Raw genomic sequence first — 16,121 nt, 5'->3', positions numbered from 1 at the left:
AAATTAAATAGCGAAAAAAATGATGGAATGCCGCGTAGGTGGCATAGAAGAGTAAAAAGAAAAACGTTCAAGGCGGAATGCTTTGAACGTTTTTGCATGTTGGTGTGCTTATGTATGAATCAATTCGACGAGCTTTTCCAAGCCATCGAGGATGCGTGGCGAGGGACGACAATAGAGCCCTTCCTCCAGTAAGTGCACCTGATGATTTCGAATTGCCTTCATTTCTTGCCATTCCGGTCGATCCGTAATCATCGCGGGCTTGATGCGCTTCAGCTCAATGCCGCACCAGACCACACAAATATGGTCGGGATCACGCTCTGCAACCATTTCCCGGGTGGCCTTGACGTTGGCTACCGGATAGTCGGCGAATACATTGATGCCGCCAGCAATTTCGCTCACATCCGTCAGCCAGTTTTCCTGACCAGGCGTGTAGATCGGATTGGGCCACCACTCCCAGTACAGCTTTGGTTTAGCGGGGAGCGCTGCAGTCTTTTGCCTGATGGTTTCCACTTTTTCGTCAAAATGAGTGGCGAGCTGCTCTGCCTGCTTTTCGGTTCCCGTCGCTTCCCCGACTAGCCGAATGTCAGCGGCAATGTCACCAATCCGCGATGGATTGAGTACGATATGTGGAATCCCCCGATTTTTAAGGGCCTCCACATTTTTCTCCATACCGGGAACGCTGAGGGAAGCAACGACCAGATCGGGCCTGAGTGCAGCTACCTGATCCATGTTGATGGTCAAATCAGGTCCTACGCGAGGCAAGTGCTGCCACTGGGCAGGCCAATCTGAATGGTCGTCCAAGCCTACTACGTGCTCTTCAAGCCCCAGATAGTAAAGAATCTCTGTATTGCTTGGGCAGATGGAAACGATGCGCATGTGATTCCCCCCTGTGGAAAAATCCTAGAAAAACGGATGTACCAAAAGCGCAATCATAATTCCTAACCAGCCACCGATCAGCACCTCAATCGGTTGATGGCCGAGAAGTTCTTTTAACTTTTTGGCTTTTTCCTGATTCGGGCGGACCCTGAATGATTTCATGCCTTCCAGGAGATGATTGAATTCGTCAACGAGTTTGTTCAGCACGACTGCTTGCATACCTGCGTGGCGGCGTACACCAGCAGCATCAAACATGACGATTACACCCAGAATAGCGGAAATGGCAAACATGTTGCTGGAAAATCCCTCACGAAGTCCAACCGCAGTGGAGAGAGCTGTCACGGCTGAGGAGTGAGAGCTGGGCATGCCACCAGTACTCAATAAGAGCGACCATTGCCATGTTTTGGTTGCAAAAAAATGAAGTGGAATTTTGATGAATTGGGCAATTCCTATGGCAAGCAGCGCAGCCCATAAGGGGAAGTTTTCAAAAATATCCGCCACGGAAAATCCATTCCTTTCTACTGTACGCTTCTCTAGATTATTGTAACAGAAGGGCGTTCCCTTAATCCGTGAAGTTTTCGTTTGGATTTAAAGTCACTGCCAATTTGTGTTACCATGTAGACGAAAGGTTTGAAACGGAGGCGTGCATCCATGGGATATCCCGGGCAGTATCTTCAGTTCATTGACAAATTCAATGAAGGTGAGTACTACGAATGCCACGATCTGCTGGAAGACATCTGGATGGAAGACAAATCCGACAAGTTCCTGCAAGGCTTGCTGCAGTTGTCTGTCGGGTTGTATCACCAGGAATACGGCAATGTAAAAGGCGCCCGCTGGATGTTTGGCAACGCGAGAAAGTACCTGACCCGCTACGAGCCCGTTCACTGGGGCCTGGACGTGTCTGGTGTCATTCGTTACATAGAAGCCTGCGAGAGATCTTTGCCGGAAGTTGATGTCATTTCGTATGCAGAGGCCAAAGCCATGTCGTTTCCGTCCTTGCGTTTGCATGTAGACACTTTGTGATAAACACAAATGTGCCCATAATTGTATCCTATCACAGAGAAAGAGGGAAGAGTATATGGAAGTAACAATAGAAAAACGGTTACAACTCGTAAATATGGCTTGTGATGAATTAATCGTTCCTCTTTGGAAAGGCGAAGAGCTGTCACAGGTATACCCTGATCTGGAAGCAGCTTTTGGAGGAACGCTTGGCGACTTGCAAAAGGATAAAGAAATAAGCGGCGATGCAAAGGCAATCGCGGTCATACACAGTATGGGCAGACTGGCAGCCAAAAAGCTGATTGTAATCGGAATGGGTGCGCCGGAAAAATTTGATTTTGTCGCTGCTCGCAATGCTTGGGGCCGTGCAGCCAAGACCGTTGCTTCGAAAGGAACAGGCAAAACCGTTGTGATTGATTTGCCGACGACGGAACACCTTGGAGCCGACAGATTGGCGCAAGCGGTTACAGAAGCATTCGGATTGGCTGAGTATAACTACGAGGGCTACCGGCAAAAAGCGAAGCGGGAGTCTGACCCGATCGCAGCTGTACGGATTTTGGCAGCGGACGATGCGGTCGAAGTGGTGCAGGCAGGCGTGCATGTTGGAAACGCACTTGTTTCCGGTACCAATCTGGCTCGTACACTGGTCAATGAGCCAGCCAACTATTTGACTCCACGCGCCTTGAAAGATGCGGCGGTCGCTGTAGCAGAGCGCTATGGCATGGGCGTAGAAGTGCTGGAAAAAGCAAAGCTGGAAGAGCTAGGCATGGGCGGAGTGCTCTCAGTGGCAAAAGGGAGCGAGCTTGCGCCATATGTCATCGCCATAACCTATCAAGGAAGAGAAACGTGGGACGATGTGATTGGCCTGGTCGGAAAAGGCGTCACTTTTGACACGGGCGGAATTTCAATCAAGCCGGTAGCAGGTATGGAAGACATGAAATCCGATATGGGCGGAGCAGCCGCAATGATCGGTGCAATGGAAGCTCTGGGGCAGATCAAACCAAAGGTAAATGTACTCGCCGTCATCGGTACGGTGGAAAATATGCCGTCCGGTACTGCTTTTCGTCCAGGTGATGTGATCACCACCATGAGTGGCAAAACCGTCGAGATCATTACGACGGATGCAGAAGGTCGCCTGGTACTGGCAGACTGCATTACATACGCCAAACAGCAAGGTGTTTCTTGCCTGGTGGATGCCGCTACCTTGACAGGTGGTATCGTCGTCGCATTGGGGCATTTCTGCTCGGGTGCCATGACCAATGACAAAGCGCTCATGGATGAGCTTTTGGCAGCAGCAGACGTGGCAGGTGAGCGCCTGTGGCAGCTCCCGACCTTTGAGGAATATCGCAGCCTGAACAAGAGCCGCTTTGCAGACCTGAAAAACTCAGGCGGGCGTTATGGTCACGGCATCATCGGAGGGGTTTTCCTGCAGGAATTCGTCGGCGAGACGCCGTGGGTGCATCTGGATATCGCGGGTACAGCTTACACATCCAGTACGGGTGACATGCAGCCTGCTGGCGGTACCGGTGTCATGACACGGACGATTGCCCAATTTGTATCAAGCCGCAGTCAATCTTAATTGGAAGAAGGAGTGTTGAATCATGGTCCAAAATCCAAGTAACGAAGTGCGCAGGCAACTGCTCGAAGGATCCAAAACCATCGCGGTGGTAGGTCTCTCCAACAAGCCTGACCGGACCAGCTACATGGTCTCGGCTGCCATGCAAAATGCGGGATATCGCATTATTCCGGTCAACCCTGTTATCGCAGGTGAAACGGTTCTGGGTGAGAAAGTGCTTGCCAGCCTGTCTGAGATCGTTGAGCAGGTCGACATCGTCAATGTGTTCCGCAGAAGCGAGGATATTCTCCCCGTAGCAGAAGAAACCCGCAAAATGAAGCACAAACCAAAAGTATTCTGGATGCAGCAAGGAATTTCCAACGATGAGGCAGCAAAGCTCGTTGGCGAGGATGGCATCGAGGTCGTCAACGATTTGTGCATCAAAGTAGATCATGCGCTTTTACGTATCGGGAAATAAGCGATATAAGCGATTGCTGACAGTAAGGAGTGGGCTCACATGTTTTTCAATCAATCGACAGACCCCCAGCGAGACCGCATTCCACCCAATCAGAAGCAGACAACAGGCTTTCCTGTTCTTCATTATGGCGAGGTACCCGAATATACAGACCTGGCGGCCGAATGGAGCTTTCGTCTGTTTGGACTTGTAGAAGAGGAAGTAACTCTTTCCTATGAGCAGATGATGGCATTGCCAAAGGGCGGTACGACCAACGACATCCACTGCGTTACCGGCTGGAGCAAGCTGGACAACGAATGGGAAGGCATCCCCGTTGAAGAAGTGCTGAAGCTGGTCAAAGTAAAGCCGGAAGCCAAATACGTCATGCTGCACGCAGAGCACGGCTGGACGGTAAACATCCCGCTCGCCGATTTCATGAAAGCTGGCAATCTGTTTGCCAATAAGCACAACGGTGAGGAGCTGACACCTGATCACGGCTGGCCACTGCGCTTTGTCATCCCGCATCTGTACTTTTGGAAAAGTGCCAAGTGGGTGCGTGGGATTGAGTTTATGGCGGGTGACAAGCAAGGATTTTGGGAGAAGAACGGGTATAATATGTACGGCGATCCTTGGAAAGAACAAAGATTCGCTTGGGATTAGATGGAAATAAAAAGAGGCGGGAGACCGCCTCTTAATTCGTTTTAAATGATTTTATTTCACACGGTACACGACGAACAGGACCACCCACTGCTACCTAAAGCTTCTACTTTTCCATTCAGGTCGCTAATCGTTGTTTCCAGAACGATTTCAACGATGCCCTTTGGTTTCATGTTCACTTTCTTTACCAGTGGTTTAAATCCCATGTAGCTCATCTTCTACACTCTCCCTTGTTTATATGGCTTTTTTCTCTGCGAGTTTTATCTTTTTATACTCGTCAGTAGTGATCCAACCGCCGTATTTATCAACTTTTTTCAGCAAAGTGAGTTTTAAATTTGGATATCTATACTGGAACATCTTCACCTTGATCTTGAATGCTTCTGTCTCTTCCCTCTTGATGTCGATAACCTCCAGCGATCCGTCCAAGTGAAGCACTTCAAAATCTGCTTTGTATGTTATTGCCTGAAGGTTCTTACCATTCCGTGAGCATTTATCCTGGAGAACATAAACTGGTTGCAACCTCATTTCCTGAATTTCACCAGCAGCCAGCTTACCTTTCAGGACAAGATAGTATTCTGATTCAGCCTTGGAATCGAACTTGATGCCGTCAACATAAGTGATCTTGTTGTTATATTTGGGCACCTTCGGCTTATCGCTTTCCTGTTTGGCTGTTCTAGCTCTGCGCTTCATCGCTATGCCCCTTTGTAGATGGTCCGAGATTACTAGTTTTGATAACAGAAGAAGCTATTCATATTTAGTCGCTGGGCGACTTATCAAAATGTTCATTTTGTTTAATCAACTATTGAAAGACGTGTCATAATTTCGCCCCATGGAGCTTTTCCAATAACTTTAAATCCTAGTTTTTCATAAAGAGTGGCAGCGGCTTGGTTTTCAGGGTGGTAGGCTACCATAATATCTGTGGTATCAGGTTTTGCTTTGATTCTTTCAATAACCTGTTTCATGGTTTCAATTCCGTAACCGTTCCCTTGGTGACTGGAATCGATCATAAGTCTATAAATCCAGTATTGCGAATCGTCAGGATCTATCCCAAACATCACAAATCCAACCATTATTTGATCTTTGTACACGGCAAGTGTTTCGAAATTCGGTAAAAATTTCGACTGTGCCAGGGAATATAGATTAGAGGCGATAAATTGTTTTTGGTCTTCATTGGGCTGTAACTCAATACATTCTTCCCAGTTTTCAGAAGTTACTTCCTTTAGGATAAGGGTCACAAAAGTATCTCACAACAATAAGAGCGATAAATGCAATCAGTAGCAATCCAAATATTCCGAAGCTCGACATAATATTCACTTGCCTCCAATTTCTGGTTGATTTATTTTGCAACGTACATTCTTGTTTCTTTAAATAATACGTTTTATCTCAATAGTTACATTGTTAAAGCCTAAACCAATAGTTCAAGAAAACTATAAAACCAACCATATTAATGAAAAGCGTTAAAGAGAGTTTAATTTTATCTACTTTCTTTTGAGATTCTAGAAAAACATACAGAAGAGAAAGTAGAAAGAGAAAGATTAATGCATTTAAGATCCACCCTTTGGCTATCCAATTGCTGAGAGTTGTCTGTTCAAGTATCAAGAATAAAATAAATCCTAAGTTCGCAGTAATAGCAAGGAGTAACGAGGTGTTACTGTTCTTCATAATAGTTTCCTCCTTAATAAGACATGGAGACGTTATAACAACAGTATAAAGTGCAATAAATGGATAGGAAACAGAAAAAAACAGTATTGGAAATAAATATTATTTCATCTTAACTAAACGGTAATTATGATCAGATTAGGCAGGTGCAAGAAAAAATAACTTGAAATGAAGAAAATGAAAAGAGCGAAAAAACACAGACCCGAAACAATTAAGTTAACCTTATCTAATTTGAAAAGTCCAACAACGAGACATGAAAAACCAATAATACCAAGAAGAATCGGAATGAGTATAAACCATGTATTCTCAAAGATAATGATGTTCTCACTAACACGTTTCAAGGTTGGTACCTCCTGGATTAAATTACCTAATATTACCATCAGTGGTGTGGATGCTCAATAGTTATCACAGTATTGGCTCAATTAACAATCGTTGAGTAAAATTGTATTAACATAATTCAGAAAGCTAAGGGGATGAAATAATGGTACGGGTCCGTTTAGCTACACTTAATGATATCGATGAATTGGTCAGAATGCGGTGGGACTTTTCAGAAGAAGAGAGAGTTTCAGAATCTGATCACAGTGATTTTTTCCGTACTTGTGGTGAATTTTTAACCCAAGCAATTCATGGGGGAGACTGGTTTATTTGGGTAGCTGAAGCAGAAGGGAAGCTAGTATCGCATATGTATTTGCAACTAATTCACAAAGTACCTAGGCCTGGAAAATCTAAAGATCCTTATTTTGGATATGTAACTAATGTATACACTCGTCCTTTATATAGGAACAAAGGAATTGGAACGATGATTCACCAAGTCATGGAGCAATGGTCGAGAGAAAATAATGTTGAGTTTCTGATCCTTTGGCCAAGTAGCAACAGTGTACAGTTTTATACTAGAAATCAGTTTGTAAAATCTCAAGAAGCTATGGAAAAGCATTTCTAGTTACAAACGTAACTGCCTTACAAAACATTACTCCAATCCGCAGATTGTGGAGAAAATGAGAGGTGGATTCACAGCGGTTGTGGGTATTTTGAAAGGGAAGGAAGAGGGCCCCACGGTAGCGTTCCGCTTTGATATGGATGCTTTGCCTGTCAAAGAAAGCGCGGAAGAAGATCATTTTCCTGCTACTGAGGGTTTCGCAATGGTTCAAAAGGGATTATTAGATGATGTGGATTACTTGTTTTGCCAGCATTTAGGCGGAGACCGGCCCTTCGGCGAAATCCGGGGTGGATCTTCCGGATTTCTGGCTACGACAAAATTGGTTGCCCATTTTCATGGCGTGTCATCCCATGCTGGAGCCACTCCGGAAAAAGGGCGGAACGCGCTTTTAGGAGCGGCGACCGCTCTGTTGAATATTCATGCGATTCCTCGCTTTAGTACAGGAACTACCCGGATAAACGTAGGAATTTTGGAAGGGGGAACTGCCGCAAACATCATTCCCTCGTACGCAAAGATGCATATCGAAACACGCTCCGTGTCGGAAGTGGTAAATAACGAGCTGGAAGATCGTGTGAGGAACATCATTGCGCATAGCGCAAGTATGCATGAGCTGGATCATACGATTGAAGTGATCGGAGCGGCGCTCCCCATCACCTGTGATCCAAAATTGATTACGCTAGTTTTGGAAGAAGCGGGCGTATTGGGAAGTGAGGATGCGAGCTTCATGATTCGACGCGTTCAAGAGCGCGGGGGAAAAGGAACCTATATGAATATCGGATGTGAGATACCTGCGCCTCATCATCATCCCAAATTTGATATTCAGGAAGAGATTCTATCGATAAGCGTTCAGCACTTGCACCGGATCGCAAAACGTGTTTTACGCTAAGGGTTTGGAACAACTAATTCAAAGGTAAATCTCAATCGCTACTTTGGGATCTGTACGGCGATCCTTGGAAAGAACAAAGATTCGTCTGGGATTAAATGGGTAATAAGAGGCGGGAGACCGTCTCTTAATTCGTCTTAAATGACTTAATTTCACAAGCCACTCGTCGACCTGGTCCACCTGCGGCTTCCCATACGAATCTATAACAATTTCAGAAAACAAGGTCTGCATAATTTACGTGCCACATCGATGACTTCAGCCTTAGTCCGATGCTGGCTTGTTACAGTGGCTACTTGTGCCGTATGGCCAGGAACTAATGAAAGCCTATCTAGTACCGGCAATGGCGGGAAGCCCGAAAAATGATCTGCCAGAATGCATTCAAGACCAGGTAATTAGGTGTGCATCAGCTACGAAAGTGAGGCATCTTCATTTTCTGATGCACAAGCATTAGTTGTAATGGGTATGCTATAATATGTAAGGTAATTCTTGGAAATAGCAGCGTTTTGCTAGGGATTGATAAGATAGGGAAATTCCCCATGGAAGCTGCAGCATTTCCTTTACCCCTTCTCAAGAAAATAAAACTGAGTAAGAACCAAACGATGAAAGGTATTGGAGGAGTCCTCATGCATCCAAAAAAAGTCCCCCGTTAGTCCCGTGGTCCTCCATTCCGTTATTTGTGTCAGCTCACCCTAAAAATATACAAAGGGAGATGTACGCAAATGAACATGAATGGACCTGTAAAAATTTCTCGAAATGAAAGACTTCAAACTTGCCAAGAAATTGCTGCGAGATTACATGAGGTATACAAAGCCAAAATACTGGCCATAGGGGTCTACGGATCTGTTTCCAGAGGTACAGACGGTCCTTTTTCGGATATAGAGATGTTTTGTGTACTAGATGAATCAAACGAAGACGTAGAGTTTAGTTATGAATGGTCAGCAGGGCCCTGGAAAGCTGAAGTGAACGTGTGCAGTGCGGATGTTCTTCTAAATATAGCCGCTACGGTCGAGGGAGATTGGCCCCTAACACATGGTCCTTTCTTTGCCCCGCTTAGTCTGTATGATCCCAAGGGCTTTTTTCCGAAGCTGAAGAAAGCGGCAGAATCGTCCACAAAGGAAGATTTCACGCATGCAATCAACGAAGTGCTTGTCGGTGAAATGTACGAGTTTATAGGGAAGCTGAGAAATGCAAATCTAAACGGCTCCCACACCTACCTGCCCTACTTGACCATGCAGTTAGCCCAATACGGTGCCATGTTGATTGGGCTACACAATCAAAAACTTTACTCGACTGGGGCCATGGTTTTGCCTGAATCCTTGGAATTGCCGAATCGTCCGGCAGGATATGACCATGTGGCCAGACGGGTGATGTCCGGAGATTTGGCAGAACCGTCGAAACTAGTTATCGCCTGCGAAGATTTCTGGAATGGGTTGGAAGCTTGGACAGCTGAACATCAATACGTGATTCATTCAAAACGAATTCCTTTTTGATCAATGAAAAAACGAGACCTCTTTCACGAGGGGACTCAGATTGTCGAGAAAGCCCTGTTTCTTAGCAGGGCTTTTATCCATATTGATCCATATATAATGATTGTCTTCGAGAATCTCCATACCAACTATTTCTTCTTTATTAGCATAAATCCTGATTGCATACGCTCCTGGTGGCTTAGAATCAGTTGCTTTTTTAAGCTCCATACCTGAAAAATCATTTAATACTCTATCTACTGTAGCTTTATCGGTTATGGATATTCTTGCATTGTCGGAATAGCGCTCTATATTTATTGATAACGTCCCCTATGGAGAAATCCTAGGGGTATTTCCTTTCCCGACAGACCTAGCAGCTAGCCCTATACTTATTTAACCGGTTCACTTCGAAACAAATTTTGGGATAATGAGAACCAAATGGCTCACTTCTTGTGTCTTTCATATAGAGACCTCAAACAGGATGTGAATGGAATGAGAGAACCGATGAATGATTGCGATGAAGAGCTTGCCTGTTCGGGAGATGTGGAGGCTTTTACAAGACTGGTCAAGAAACACGAGAAGAGCATGTACAGGGTTGCCCGTTCTATTTTGTCCTCCGATAACGAGTGTCTGGATGCTGCCCAGGAAGCCATTTTTAAAGCGTACCATTCATTGTCTGCTTTGCGGGACCCCCGTTTGTTCAAGTCGTGGCTCATGCGAATTCTCGTCAATGAATGCCACCGCCTGACTCGTAAAACCAGCAAGCTCGTATTGCTTGATGACTGGCAAGAGCAAGCATCTTCCTACCGTTTTGAAGAGAACATCGAGGTGCAAGAAGCCATCCAGCTCCTGGAGGAAGAGCTTCGACTTTGCATCGTTCTTTACTACTTTGAAGATATGGCAGTCAAGGACATGGCGATCGTACTCAGCCAACCCGAGGGAACCATAAAATCTCGATTGAGTCGGGCACGAAAAAAATTGGCTGCCTATTTCACTTCGGAGTCTACAGAATGGAGGACAGGCCATGAATGAATCACAGGTTGATAAAGAGCTTCGCCAAATGGCAAAGAAAGCGATTGTGGATGTTCCAGCGCCATTTTCCGCTGGCATCGATTGTGTGTTGGACTCTCTTCCCATCCGCCCGCCACAAAAGAAACCATACAGAAGAAAGCACAAGTGGTTGATACCGGTAGCTTGTCTCCTTTTAGGGATGTTCTTATTGACCGGGACGGGGTTAGTTTCCCCAACCATGGCTCACATGCTGAAAAGCTTGCCCTACGTAGGCACCATCTTCGGATTTATCGGGGATTCGGGGGTAAAAGAAGCAGATCAGCAAGGTCTCACTCAACAACTGGATCAAACAGTGACGGACCAGGGGATTACTGTGGCTCTCAGAGAGGCCTATTACGATCGTCTGAACCTCTCCATCGGCTTTGCCGTTACATTTCCGCCGAACGAAAACGGGTTTCAGCATATAGAGAAACTCAGTTACGATTGGGGAGGGAGCACGATAACTAGAACCTTCACACCGGAAGAAGCCAAGAGAAGCTATCTGTTGCATTGGCGTCATGTCAAAGGAAATACGTACTACGGAACATTCCAGCCGTTTTTCATGGAAGAATTGCCAGAGGAATGGACGCTGCCATTGACGTTGCAGAAAATAGGCGGCGTAGATGGGACTTGGCAATTTGACATTCCACTTTCCCGAAAAGCTACAGATGCGGTGACGAAGGTGACGGAGCCGGGGATTTCGGGTCATTCGAGAGGCTTCGTACTTTCGGTCAAAAAAATTATTCGAACGCCTAGTGCTACCAGAATTGTTTTTGGGGTGCAGGGTGAAAGTGAATCCTTAAAATTGACCGAAGAAGAAAAAATAAATCAGATCGAGCTTTTGTCGAATGGCATTCGCGTTTTCGATTCAAATGGCGTTCCTCTTTCCAGCATTACAGACCAAAATGGAAATAGACGAGGCGGCATCGTGGGCGTTACCTTCTTCGCAAAGGACTTCCACCCGATTTCCGCTGACTCCCGCTCTATCAGCATCGAGGTAGACCGACAGTTGCGTTTCGAGATCCCGCTCGATTGATAACAACCACCCAGAAGGCTTTTGCTTTATAAAAAATAGTTATTCTAGAACCAAGACTGTGAGCCAGCTTAGTACCTTGCGGGCGATAATAAGTACTAACTTTGGTTAGGTCACAATTAAAGAGAAGATTGATACAATTTAATCGCCCGTTGTAAAAAACTTCTTATTCATTGATGGAACGCCGTATGCGCTGAAAGGCGCTCATACGGTGTAGGCTCGAACGAAAAACCCTCGGAAGAAGGGGATAAGTCGAGAATAGCGAAATACAGGTTGCGAGTGTATATCATGAGGCTACTATATTAGACCGGATAGTAGTGGGGGGAGCGGACGTACCTTTTAGTAAAAATGGTTCGTTAAATGGCGCGTTCCATGCAGAAGGAACTACGGCCATTATAGTTAATACAAGCGGGGATTACAAAGAAGAATTAAATGTTGATTCCAACAACAGCCCTCGGGATATCCCGGGGGTATTTTTTTACTTGACTCCACCCTAAGGTCAGACCTCAAACTCAACTTCAGGAAGTGATCCAAAATGCTGTACACCGTTCATGAAGTAGCAAAGCTTTCTGGTACAACAATCAAAACGCTCTACCACTATCAAAAAGTAGGGTTGCTTCTGCCAGAGAAAATTACGGAAAATGGTTACCGATATTATGGCGAAAAGGAATTGGAACGACTACAACAGATACTGTTTTACCGTGAGCTTGATTTTTCACTGGAGCGGATTAAAATGGTTCGAAGGATTAAACCAAGAAGAATGGGAAAAAGCCATTGCCATACAAAATGAGCATCTGCAAGAAAAATACGGTTTCTAGTTGGATACAGACAAAGTAGATGTCAATGAAATGAATGAAAAGGTTGCTGAAGCAACGGCGTTTATCACGTTTATGGCAGAGGCGTTGAGGAACAATCTGAGTGTCGACGATGAAAAGGTTGTTGCTGCTGTTGAACAACACATTGCTTTTTTGCAAAATGATCATTCCATTGACGCTAAAGATTTTGCGGCACAATCAAGATTTTTGATATATAAACAGTGGGGCATTCGTTAGTGACCTTATCTGCCTGTAATTGGCTTGCATAATGGGTCTTTCCCTAACTAGGAAAAGACAATCGCTCCGGGGATGAAGCCTTTCTCAAGAAGGTAAAGGGGTGATTACTGCATCATAAATTTTTGAGTTCGTGAGTTTACTTGAGCATGTATAACGGGTAAAATGGATGTAACAAAAGTATGATCGTTCATAAAGAACAATCACTCTGCTTACACTAATAAAGACCGAAGCGTTGCAGCGCTCCGGCCTTGCACAACAGACGTTCCCCGCAGGGGGCGGCTCATATTTTCAGGGTGAAGTAGATCACTGAGTTGGGAAGCTCAAGGGTGATCTACTTCTTTTTGTGGAAGGACAGTACCAGCACAATCAATGTTGCAAAGGCAATCATTAGACTCAGTGCTTCAAATACCGTCATGGCCTCACCCCCTTTCAAAAAGGGATGAGCCGACCACCCTTGAGGAGCCGTTTCTATTGTACAAGCCATATTATACCAAAGACTCACTCACATGAGGGTGTTTTTCGGGCACAATTAGAGTTAACTTTAGTTAGCAGACAGAATAGGAACAACAATCTCTCAGAGAGGATATATCTATGAGCCGGGTATTTACGAGTTTGTCGTATCCGCCACAGGATATAAAGATGCTTCTGTAGAGATCGAAGTGCCGGAGCCAGCAGCGCCACCTGTTTTGACAGGGAAGGTTCTGAATGAGAGTAAGTTCGAATTTACTTTCGACGATGGTCCAGTATGACGTGAAAGTATCACAGATGTATGGAATAAAACTACAGGGCGTTGGCTTGGCCTGCCCATTATTGCCAAAACTGAAGCAAGAAAGATTACGCTTGATGTAGGATTCATCAACAAACCAGAGTATGAGTTTTCCATTTACGTAGAACAGGATGGTTAAGCTGCTTTTTTTGCCGATCAGAAGACATCGGTAGATGCTGGGACGAGAGACAAAACCATTTGGCACAAACGAAAGTCCATCAACGGCCCTCGGGATATCCCGGGGGATTTTTTATTGTTGTAAGTGACCTATCTCCTGTAATTGGCGTGCATAATCGAAAATCAGTTCTTTCCAGTTGTGCCGATTGGGGAGGGGCGGAGGGACTTTCAATGTTTTTGTGCGATCGTTAATGGCGTCTTGACATAGAAGACAAGGCCCTTCTTCCGAAGAGGGCCTTGTCTTGATAAGGAGCGATTTACAGATTGTCCCTTTTTGGGGAAATCAGTTACTATGTGTCATCCCGCACAATCTTTTTACTCACCAACACCATGGCAATCGCCAATACGAGAAAATACACGGGCATGGTAAGTAATGAATCATTGTGAAGGTAGCTCATCCCACTTGTAATCAAGCTGACGACCACGTAGTAGCCCAATCCAAAAATGGCACCCGCAGTACCGAGTACATCCCCATAATGGATGAGCGCTAAGCTAAGGCAGTTCGGAATCGTCATCCCAATCCCCAAGAGGAGAACGAAGATAGAGGCGACCATCAGAATCAAAAACATCACGGTAGGACTCGTCCCACAAAGAGCAAGGCCAGCGAGACATACAGCGCCTATCGTCGTGACCATGGAGCCAAGCAGAATGATTTTTTCTGCTGAATATGTGGCTAGCATTTTTTTCGAAAGCATGGCGCCGAAAATGGAAGACAACGCCACAAAAATACCAAAAAAGCCAAATATGCCAGGTCTCATGTGAAAGTATTCCATGAAAATAAACGGAGCTTCGGCATAGTAACTGAACAAGATGCCATTCGTTGTTCCTATGAGAAAGCCAAATGACCATACTCTCCTGTCAGAAAACAAGCGCTTGGCCACAGAACGGGTGTGGATGCTTGGGCCTGAGCTCACTCTTGTTTCAGGCAGAGAAACAAAGGTGTACATGAATATCGCTACGCTCATTACGACAAGCGTAAAGAAAACAGCTCTAAATCCAAGGGATTGATCTACCCACCCGCCAATCAATGGTCCGATCGCCGGAGTGAAGGCAAGAGCAGCAGATATTTGGGCAAACACAGCATGCCGCTTGGCTCCATCAATACTCTCACGCAAAATGGTTTGGGTAACGACAGATCCCGTACTAGCGCCAAAGGCCTGAATGAACCGGCTCAGCAATAGCCATTCAACCGAGTCAGATAGATAGCACCCAAAGCTTCCGATCGCATATACGAAAATCCCCCAAAGCAATGCGGGACGCCGTCCGATGGAATCTGAGAGTCTACCCCAGCAAAAAACGCCAAGGGCGAAACCCATGAAGTAAATGCTGAGAGTCAGCTGGATCATGTTACTGCTTGCATGTAAATGGCTTGCTATATCCGGTAAGGAAGGTGTGTAAATCGTTTCGCTAATTTGTGGGAAACCCACAAGAATGATGAACAGCAGCAGTGATGGTGTTGAGATTTTTCTTTCCAAAGCTAATTCCCCCTATTATTCAAAAATCTCAATTAGCTTGGAAAGAAATTACGGAATGGGGGGTTTACACTTGCTTAATCTAGAAAATGAGAGCATCTTTTTTCACCTTGATTCTTTAATAGGGGGAAAATATATCATGCATTATAGCAAAATATCGGAAGCCTTGCTATTTACTATGCTCGTGTTCAGAGAAACGATGGAACCTAATGAAAAAGGGCAGCCCTCAAAAGGCCGCCCACCACCTATAAAAATTAATCGCAATCGCAACCAACAATAACTAAAAGGACGAAAAGAACCAAGATTAACGCAAAGTTATCACCAAAGATGCCACAGCTCATTCCGATCACCCCTTTGCTCTGATTGAGGAAGACCCCAAATCAAGGTATGCAGGATATCGAACTATGTTAGGGCGTTTGTACGGAAAATGAATATTTGGGCGTCTCCTGCCAAAACCTTTTCTTGTTCATACGATGATAATAAAGAATGGAAGGTAAATTCATTTCACCTATTCGAGCGCATAATGGAATATCAATTCCTCGCCGTATTCACCAGCAAACCGCAGACCTTTATCCATGAATCCTGCCTTCACATACAAAGTTATCGCTGGGGTATTGGTGTGATGAACGGTTAATATGATCTCATTTTTGTCAGGAAAAAGTCGCTTTGCCATTTCTGTTAATGATTTGAGTGATTGAAGTGCATATCCCCTGTTTTGAAAACGAGAGTCGATCGAAAGCGATTTGAAAAGCAGGGCACTCGCATTACTCGTGTAAACATTGCCTGACTGATCCGTATACAAGGCAAAGCAGCCTACCAAATCATCTCCAGAATAAATGACAAAAGGCAGGTTATTGGCATCCATCTGAAATGCTTCTATGACAGCTATGGGTAAAGATGTGTAGATGGCTTGTTCCTCAGGCAAAGAGTATTTGGTTATGTTAGGATAATCCTTTTCCGTATAGGGCCTTATTTCTACTCCGGTTAATCTCGACAAAGATTCACACCCCAGTTCGACAGTCAAATGCTTTTCTATAACTTTACCTAAAGGTACGAATAGATGAAAGCGTTGGAATCAACGAAGGGGA

Annotated in this window: 20 protein-coding genes and 1 pseudogene; 12 read left to right on the top strand and 9 right to left on the bottom strand. The window is 45.1% G+C overall.

Annotated features, from left to right (window positions below; all coding sequences use genetic code 11):
• Positions 1–108 precede the first annotated feature (108 nt).
• Both ACIFQN_RS27075 and ACIFQN_RS27070 read right to left on the bottom strand, forming a co-directional pair.
• The gene (locus ACIFQN_RS27075) at positions 109–876 is read right to left on the bottom strand and encodes a cobalamin-binding protein (protein ID WP_429836143.1); all 768 of its coding nucleotides are present in this window, start codon (positions 874–876) and stop codon (positions 109–111) included.
• Between the two features lie 24 nt (positions 877–900).
• Positions 901–1,377: a divergent PAP2 family protein gene (locus tag ACIFQN_RS27070; protein WP_429836142.1), complete on the bottom strand. Its 477-nt coding sequence runs from the start codon at positions 1,375–1,377 to the stop codon at positions 901–903.
• Between the two features lie 150 nt (positions 1,378–1,527).
• On the opposite strand from ACIFQN_RS27070, the gene ACIFQN_RS27065 reads away from it, so the two are divergent.
• The 4 genes from ACIFQN_RS27065 to ACIFQN_RS27050 are packed head-to-tail and all read left to right on the top strand — an operon-like array spanning position 1,528 to position 4,544.
• Positions 1,528–1,899: a DUF309 domain-containing protein gene (locus ACIFQN_RS27065; RefSeq protein WP_429836141.1), complete on the top strand. Its 372-nt coding sequence runs from the start codon at positions 1,528–1,530 to the stop codon at positions 1,897–1,899.
• 55 nt (positions 1,900–1,954) lie between these two features.
• Positions 1,955–3,454, top strand: coding sequence for a leucyl aminopeptidase (locus ACIFQN_RS27060; RefSeq protein WP_429836140.1), 1,500 nt, complete (start codon positions 1,955–1,957; stop codon positions 3,452–3,454).
• A gap of 22 nt (positions 3,455–3,476) precedes the next feature.
• Positions 3,477–3,908 carry a CoA-binding protein gene (locus ACIFQN_RS27055; RefSeq protein WP_429836139.1) on the top strand — a complete coding sequence of 144 codons (432 nt, stop codon included), beginning with the start codon at positions 3,477–3,479 and terminating at the stop codon, positions 3,906–3,908.
• Between the two features lie 39 nt (positions 3,909–3,947).
• Positions 3,948–4,544 (top strand): sulfite oxidase-like oxidoreductase, encoded by a 597-nt coding sequence (locus ACIFQN_RS27050; RefSeq protein ID WP_429836138.1) that lies wholly within the window; start codon positions 3,948–3,950, stop codon positions 4,542–4,544.
• Between the two features lie 56 nt (positions 4,545–4,600).
• On the opposite strand, the gene ACIFQN_RS27045 is transcribed toward ACIFQN_RS27050, so the two are convergent.
• The 3 genes from ACIFQN_RS27045 to ACIFQN_RS27035 form a co-directional block, all read right to left on the bottom strand.
• The gene (locus tag ACIFQN_RS27045; RefSeq protein ID WP_429836137.1) at positions 4,601–4,756 is read right to left on the bottom strand and encodes a hypothetical protein; all 156 of its coding nucleotides are present in this window, start codon (positions 4,754–4,756) and stop codon (positions 4,601–4,603) included.
• 19 nt (positions 4,757–4,775) lie between these two features.
• Positions 4,776–5,231, bottom strand: coding sequence for a DUF1064 domain-containing protein (locus ACIFQN_RS27040; RefSeq protein ID WP_429836136.1), 456 nt, complete (start codon positions 5,229–5,231; stop codon positions 4,776–4,778).
• Positions 5,232–5,332: 101 nt separating this feature from the next.
• A complete protein-coding gene (locus tag ACIFQN_RS27035) occupies positions 5,333–5,776 on the bottom strand; it encodes a GNAT family N-acetyltransferase (protein WP_429836135.1) in 444 nt (147 codons plus the stop codon).
• A 905-nt stretch (positions 5,777–6,681) separates the two neighbouring features.
• On the opposite strand from ACIFQN_RS27035, the gene ACIFQN_RS27030 reads away from it, so the two are divergent.
• The 7 genes and pseudogenes from ACIFQN_RS27030 (at position 6,682) to ACIFQN_RS27000 (ending at position 12,618) form a co-directional block, all read left to right on the top strand.
• The gene (locus tag ACIFQN_RS27030; protein ID WP_429836134.1) at positions 6,682–7,140 is read left to right on the top strand and encodes an N-acetyltransferase family protein; all 459 of its coding nucleotides are present in this window, start codon (positions 6,682–6,684) and stop codon (positions 7,138–7,140) included.
• 31 nt (positions 7,141–7,171) lie between these two features.
• Positions 7,172–8,023, top strand: a pseudogene (locus ACIFQN_RS27025) (peptidase dimerization domain-containing protein); the annotation flags it as partial.
• A 716-nt stretch (positions 8,024–8,739) separates the two neighbouring features.
• Positions 8,740–9,510, top strand: a complete 771-nt coding sequence (locus ACIFQN_RS27020) for an ANT(4')-I family aminoglycoside nucleotidyltransferase (RefSeq protein ID WP_429836133.1) — start codon at positions 8,740–8,742, stop codon at positions 9,508–9,510.
• 465 nt (positions 9,511–9,975) lie between these two features.
• Positions 9,976–10,515 (top strand): sigma-70 family RNA polymerase sigma factor, encoded by a 540-nt coding sequence (locus ACIFQN_RS27015; protein ID WP_429836132.1) that lies wholly within the window; start codon positions 9,976–9,978, stop codon positions 10,513–10,515.
• Entirely contained in the window at positions 10,508–11,569 is a 1,062-nt protein-coding gene (locus tag ACIFQN_RS27010) for a DUF4179 domain-containing protein (protein ID WP_429836131.1), read from the top strand. Before ACIFQN_RS27015 ends, ACIFQN_RS27010 begins: the two co-directional genes overlap by 8 nt.
• A 532-nt stretch (positions 11,570–12,101) precedes the next feature.
• Positions 12,102–12,356: a MerR family transcriptional regulator gene (locus ACIFQN_RS27005; RefSeq protein ID WP_429836130.1), complete on the top strand. Its 255-nt coding sequence runs from the start codon at positions 12,102–12,104 to the stop codon at positions 12,354–12,356.
• A gap of 28 nt (positions 12,357–12,384) precedes the next feature.
• Positions 12,385–12,618, top strand: a complete 234-nt coding sequence (locus tag ACIFQN_RS27000; RefSeq protein ID WP_429836129.1) for a hypothetical protein — start codon at positions 12,385–12,387, stop codon at positions 12,616–12,618.
• A gap of 331 nt (positions 12,619–12,949) precedes the next feature.
• Here ACIFQN_RS27000 and ACIFQN_RS26995 read toward each other — a convergent pair whose 3' ends face one another.
• Positions 12,950–13,033: a putative holin-like toxin gene (locus ACIFQN_RS26995; RefSeq protein ID WP_429836203.1), complete on the bottom strand. Its 84-nt coding sequence runs from the start codon at positions 13,031–13,033 to the stop codon at positions 12,950–12,952.
• A gap of 818 nt (positions 13,034–13,851) precedes the next feature.
• Positions 13,852–15,036 (bottom strand): multidrug effflux MFS transporter, encoded by a 1,185-nt coding sequence (locus ACIFQN_RS26990; protein WP_429836128.1) that lies wholly within the window; start codon positions 15,034–15,036, stop codon positions 13,852–13,854.
• 70 nt (positions 15,037–15,106) lie between these two features.
• Between ACIFQN_RS26990 and ACIFQN_RS26985 the strand changes: the two genes are divergently transcribed.
• Positions 15,107–15,313, top strand: a complete 207-nt coding sequence (locus ACIFQN_RS26985; RefSeq protein ID WP_429836206.1) for a hypothetical protein — start codon at positions 15,107–15,109, stop codon at positions 15,311–15,313.
• On the opposite strand, the gene ACIFQN_RS26980 is transcribed toward ACIFQN_RS26985, so the two are convergent.
• On the bottom strand, positions 15,288–15,374 hold the full coding sequence (locus ACIFQN_RS26980) for a YjcZ family sporulation protein (RefSeq protein ID WP_429836202.1): 87 nt from the start codon (positions 15,372–15,374) through the stop codon (positions 15,288–15,290). The genes ACIFQN_RS26985 and ACIFQN_RS26980 overlap by 26 nt on opposite strands.
• Positions 15,375–15,541: 167 nt before the next feature.
• Positions 15,542–16,030, bottom strand: coding sequence for a GNAT family N-acetyltransferase (locus ACIFQN_RS26975; RefSeq protein WP_429836127.1), 489 nt, complete (start codon positions 16,028–16,030; stop codon positions 15,542–15,544).
• Positions 16,031–16,121: the final 91 nt, after the last annotated feature.

The organism is Brevibacillus sp. NRS-1366, assembly GCF_050467985.1.
The sequence above is the reverse complement of the archived record's forward strand: the minus strand, read 5'-3'. Positions and strand labels throughout refer to the sequence as shown.

Coding starts and splice junctions, on each gene's coding strand:
- ACIFQN_RS27075 (WP_429836143.1), bottom strand. CDS start 876: ATGCGCATCGTTTCCATCTGCCCAAGCAATACAGAGATTCTTTACTAT.
- ACIFQN_RS27065 (WP_429836141.1), top strand. CDS start 1,528: ATGGGATATCCCGGGCAGTATCTTCAGTTCATTGACAAATTCAATGAA.
- ACIFQN_RS27060 (WP_429836140.1), top strand. CDS start 1,955: ATGGAAGTAACAATAGAAAAACGGTTACAACTCGTAAATATGGCTTGT.
- ACIFQN_RS27055 (WP_429836139.1), top strand. CDS start 3,477: ATGGTCCAAAATCCAAGTAACGAAGTGCGCAGGCAACTGCTCGAAGGA.
- ACIFQN_RS27050 (WP_429836138.1), top strand. CDS start 3,948: ATGTTTTTCAATCAATCGACAGACCCCCAGCGAGACCGCATTCCACCC.
- ACIFQN_RS27045 (WP_429836137.1), bottom strand. CDS start 4,756: ATGAGCTACATGGGATTTAAACCACTGGTAAAGAAAGTGAACATGAAA.
- ACIFQN_RS27040 (WP_429836136.1), bottom strand. CDS start 5,231: ATGAAGCGCAGAGCTAGAACAGCCAAACAGGAAAGCGATAAGCCGAAG.
- ACIFQN_RS27030 (WP_429836134.1), top strand. CDS start 6,682: ATGGTACGGGTCCGTTTAGCTACACTTAATGATATCGATGAATTGGTC.
- ACIFQN_RS27020 (WP_429836133.1), top strand. CDS start 8,740: ATGAACATGAATGGACCTGTAAAAATTTCTCGAAATGAAAGACTTCAA.
- ACIFQN_RS27015 (WP_429836132.1), top strand. CDS start 9,976: ATGAGAGAACCGATGAATGATTGCGATGAAGAGCTTGCCTGTTCGGGA.
- ACIFQN_RS27010 (WP_429836131.1), top strand. CDS start 10,508: ATGAATGAATCACAGGTTGATAAAGAGCTTCGCCAAATGGCAAAGAAA.
- ACIFQN_RS27005 (WP_429836130.1), top strand. CDS start 12,102: ATGCTGTACACCGTTCATGAAGTAGCAAAGCTTTCTGGTACAACAATC.
- ACIFQN_RS26995 (WP_429836203.1), bottom strand. CDS start 13,033: ATGACGGTATTTGAAGCACTGAGTCTAATGATTGCCTTTGCAACATTG.
- ACIFQN_RS26980 (WP_429836202.1), bottom strand. CDS start 15,374: ATGAGCTGTGGCATCTTTGGTGATAACTTTGCGTTAATCTTGGTTCTT.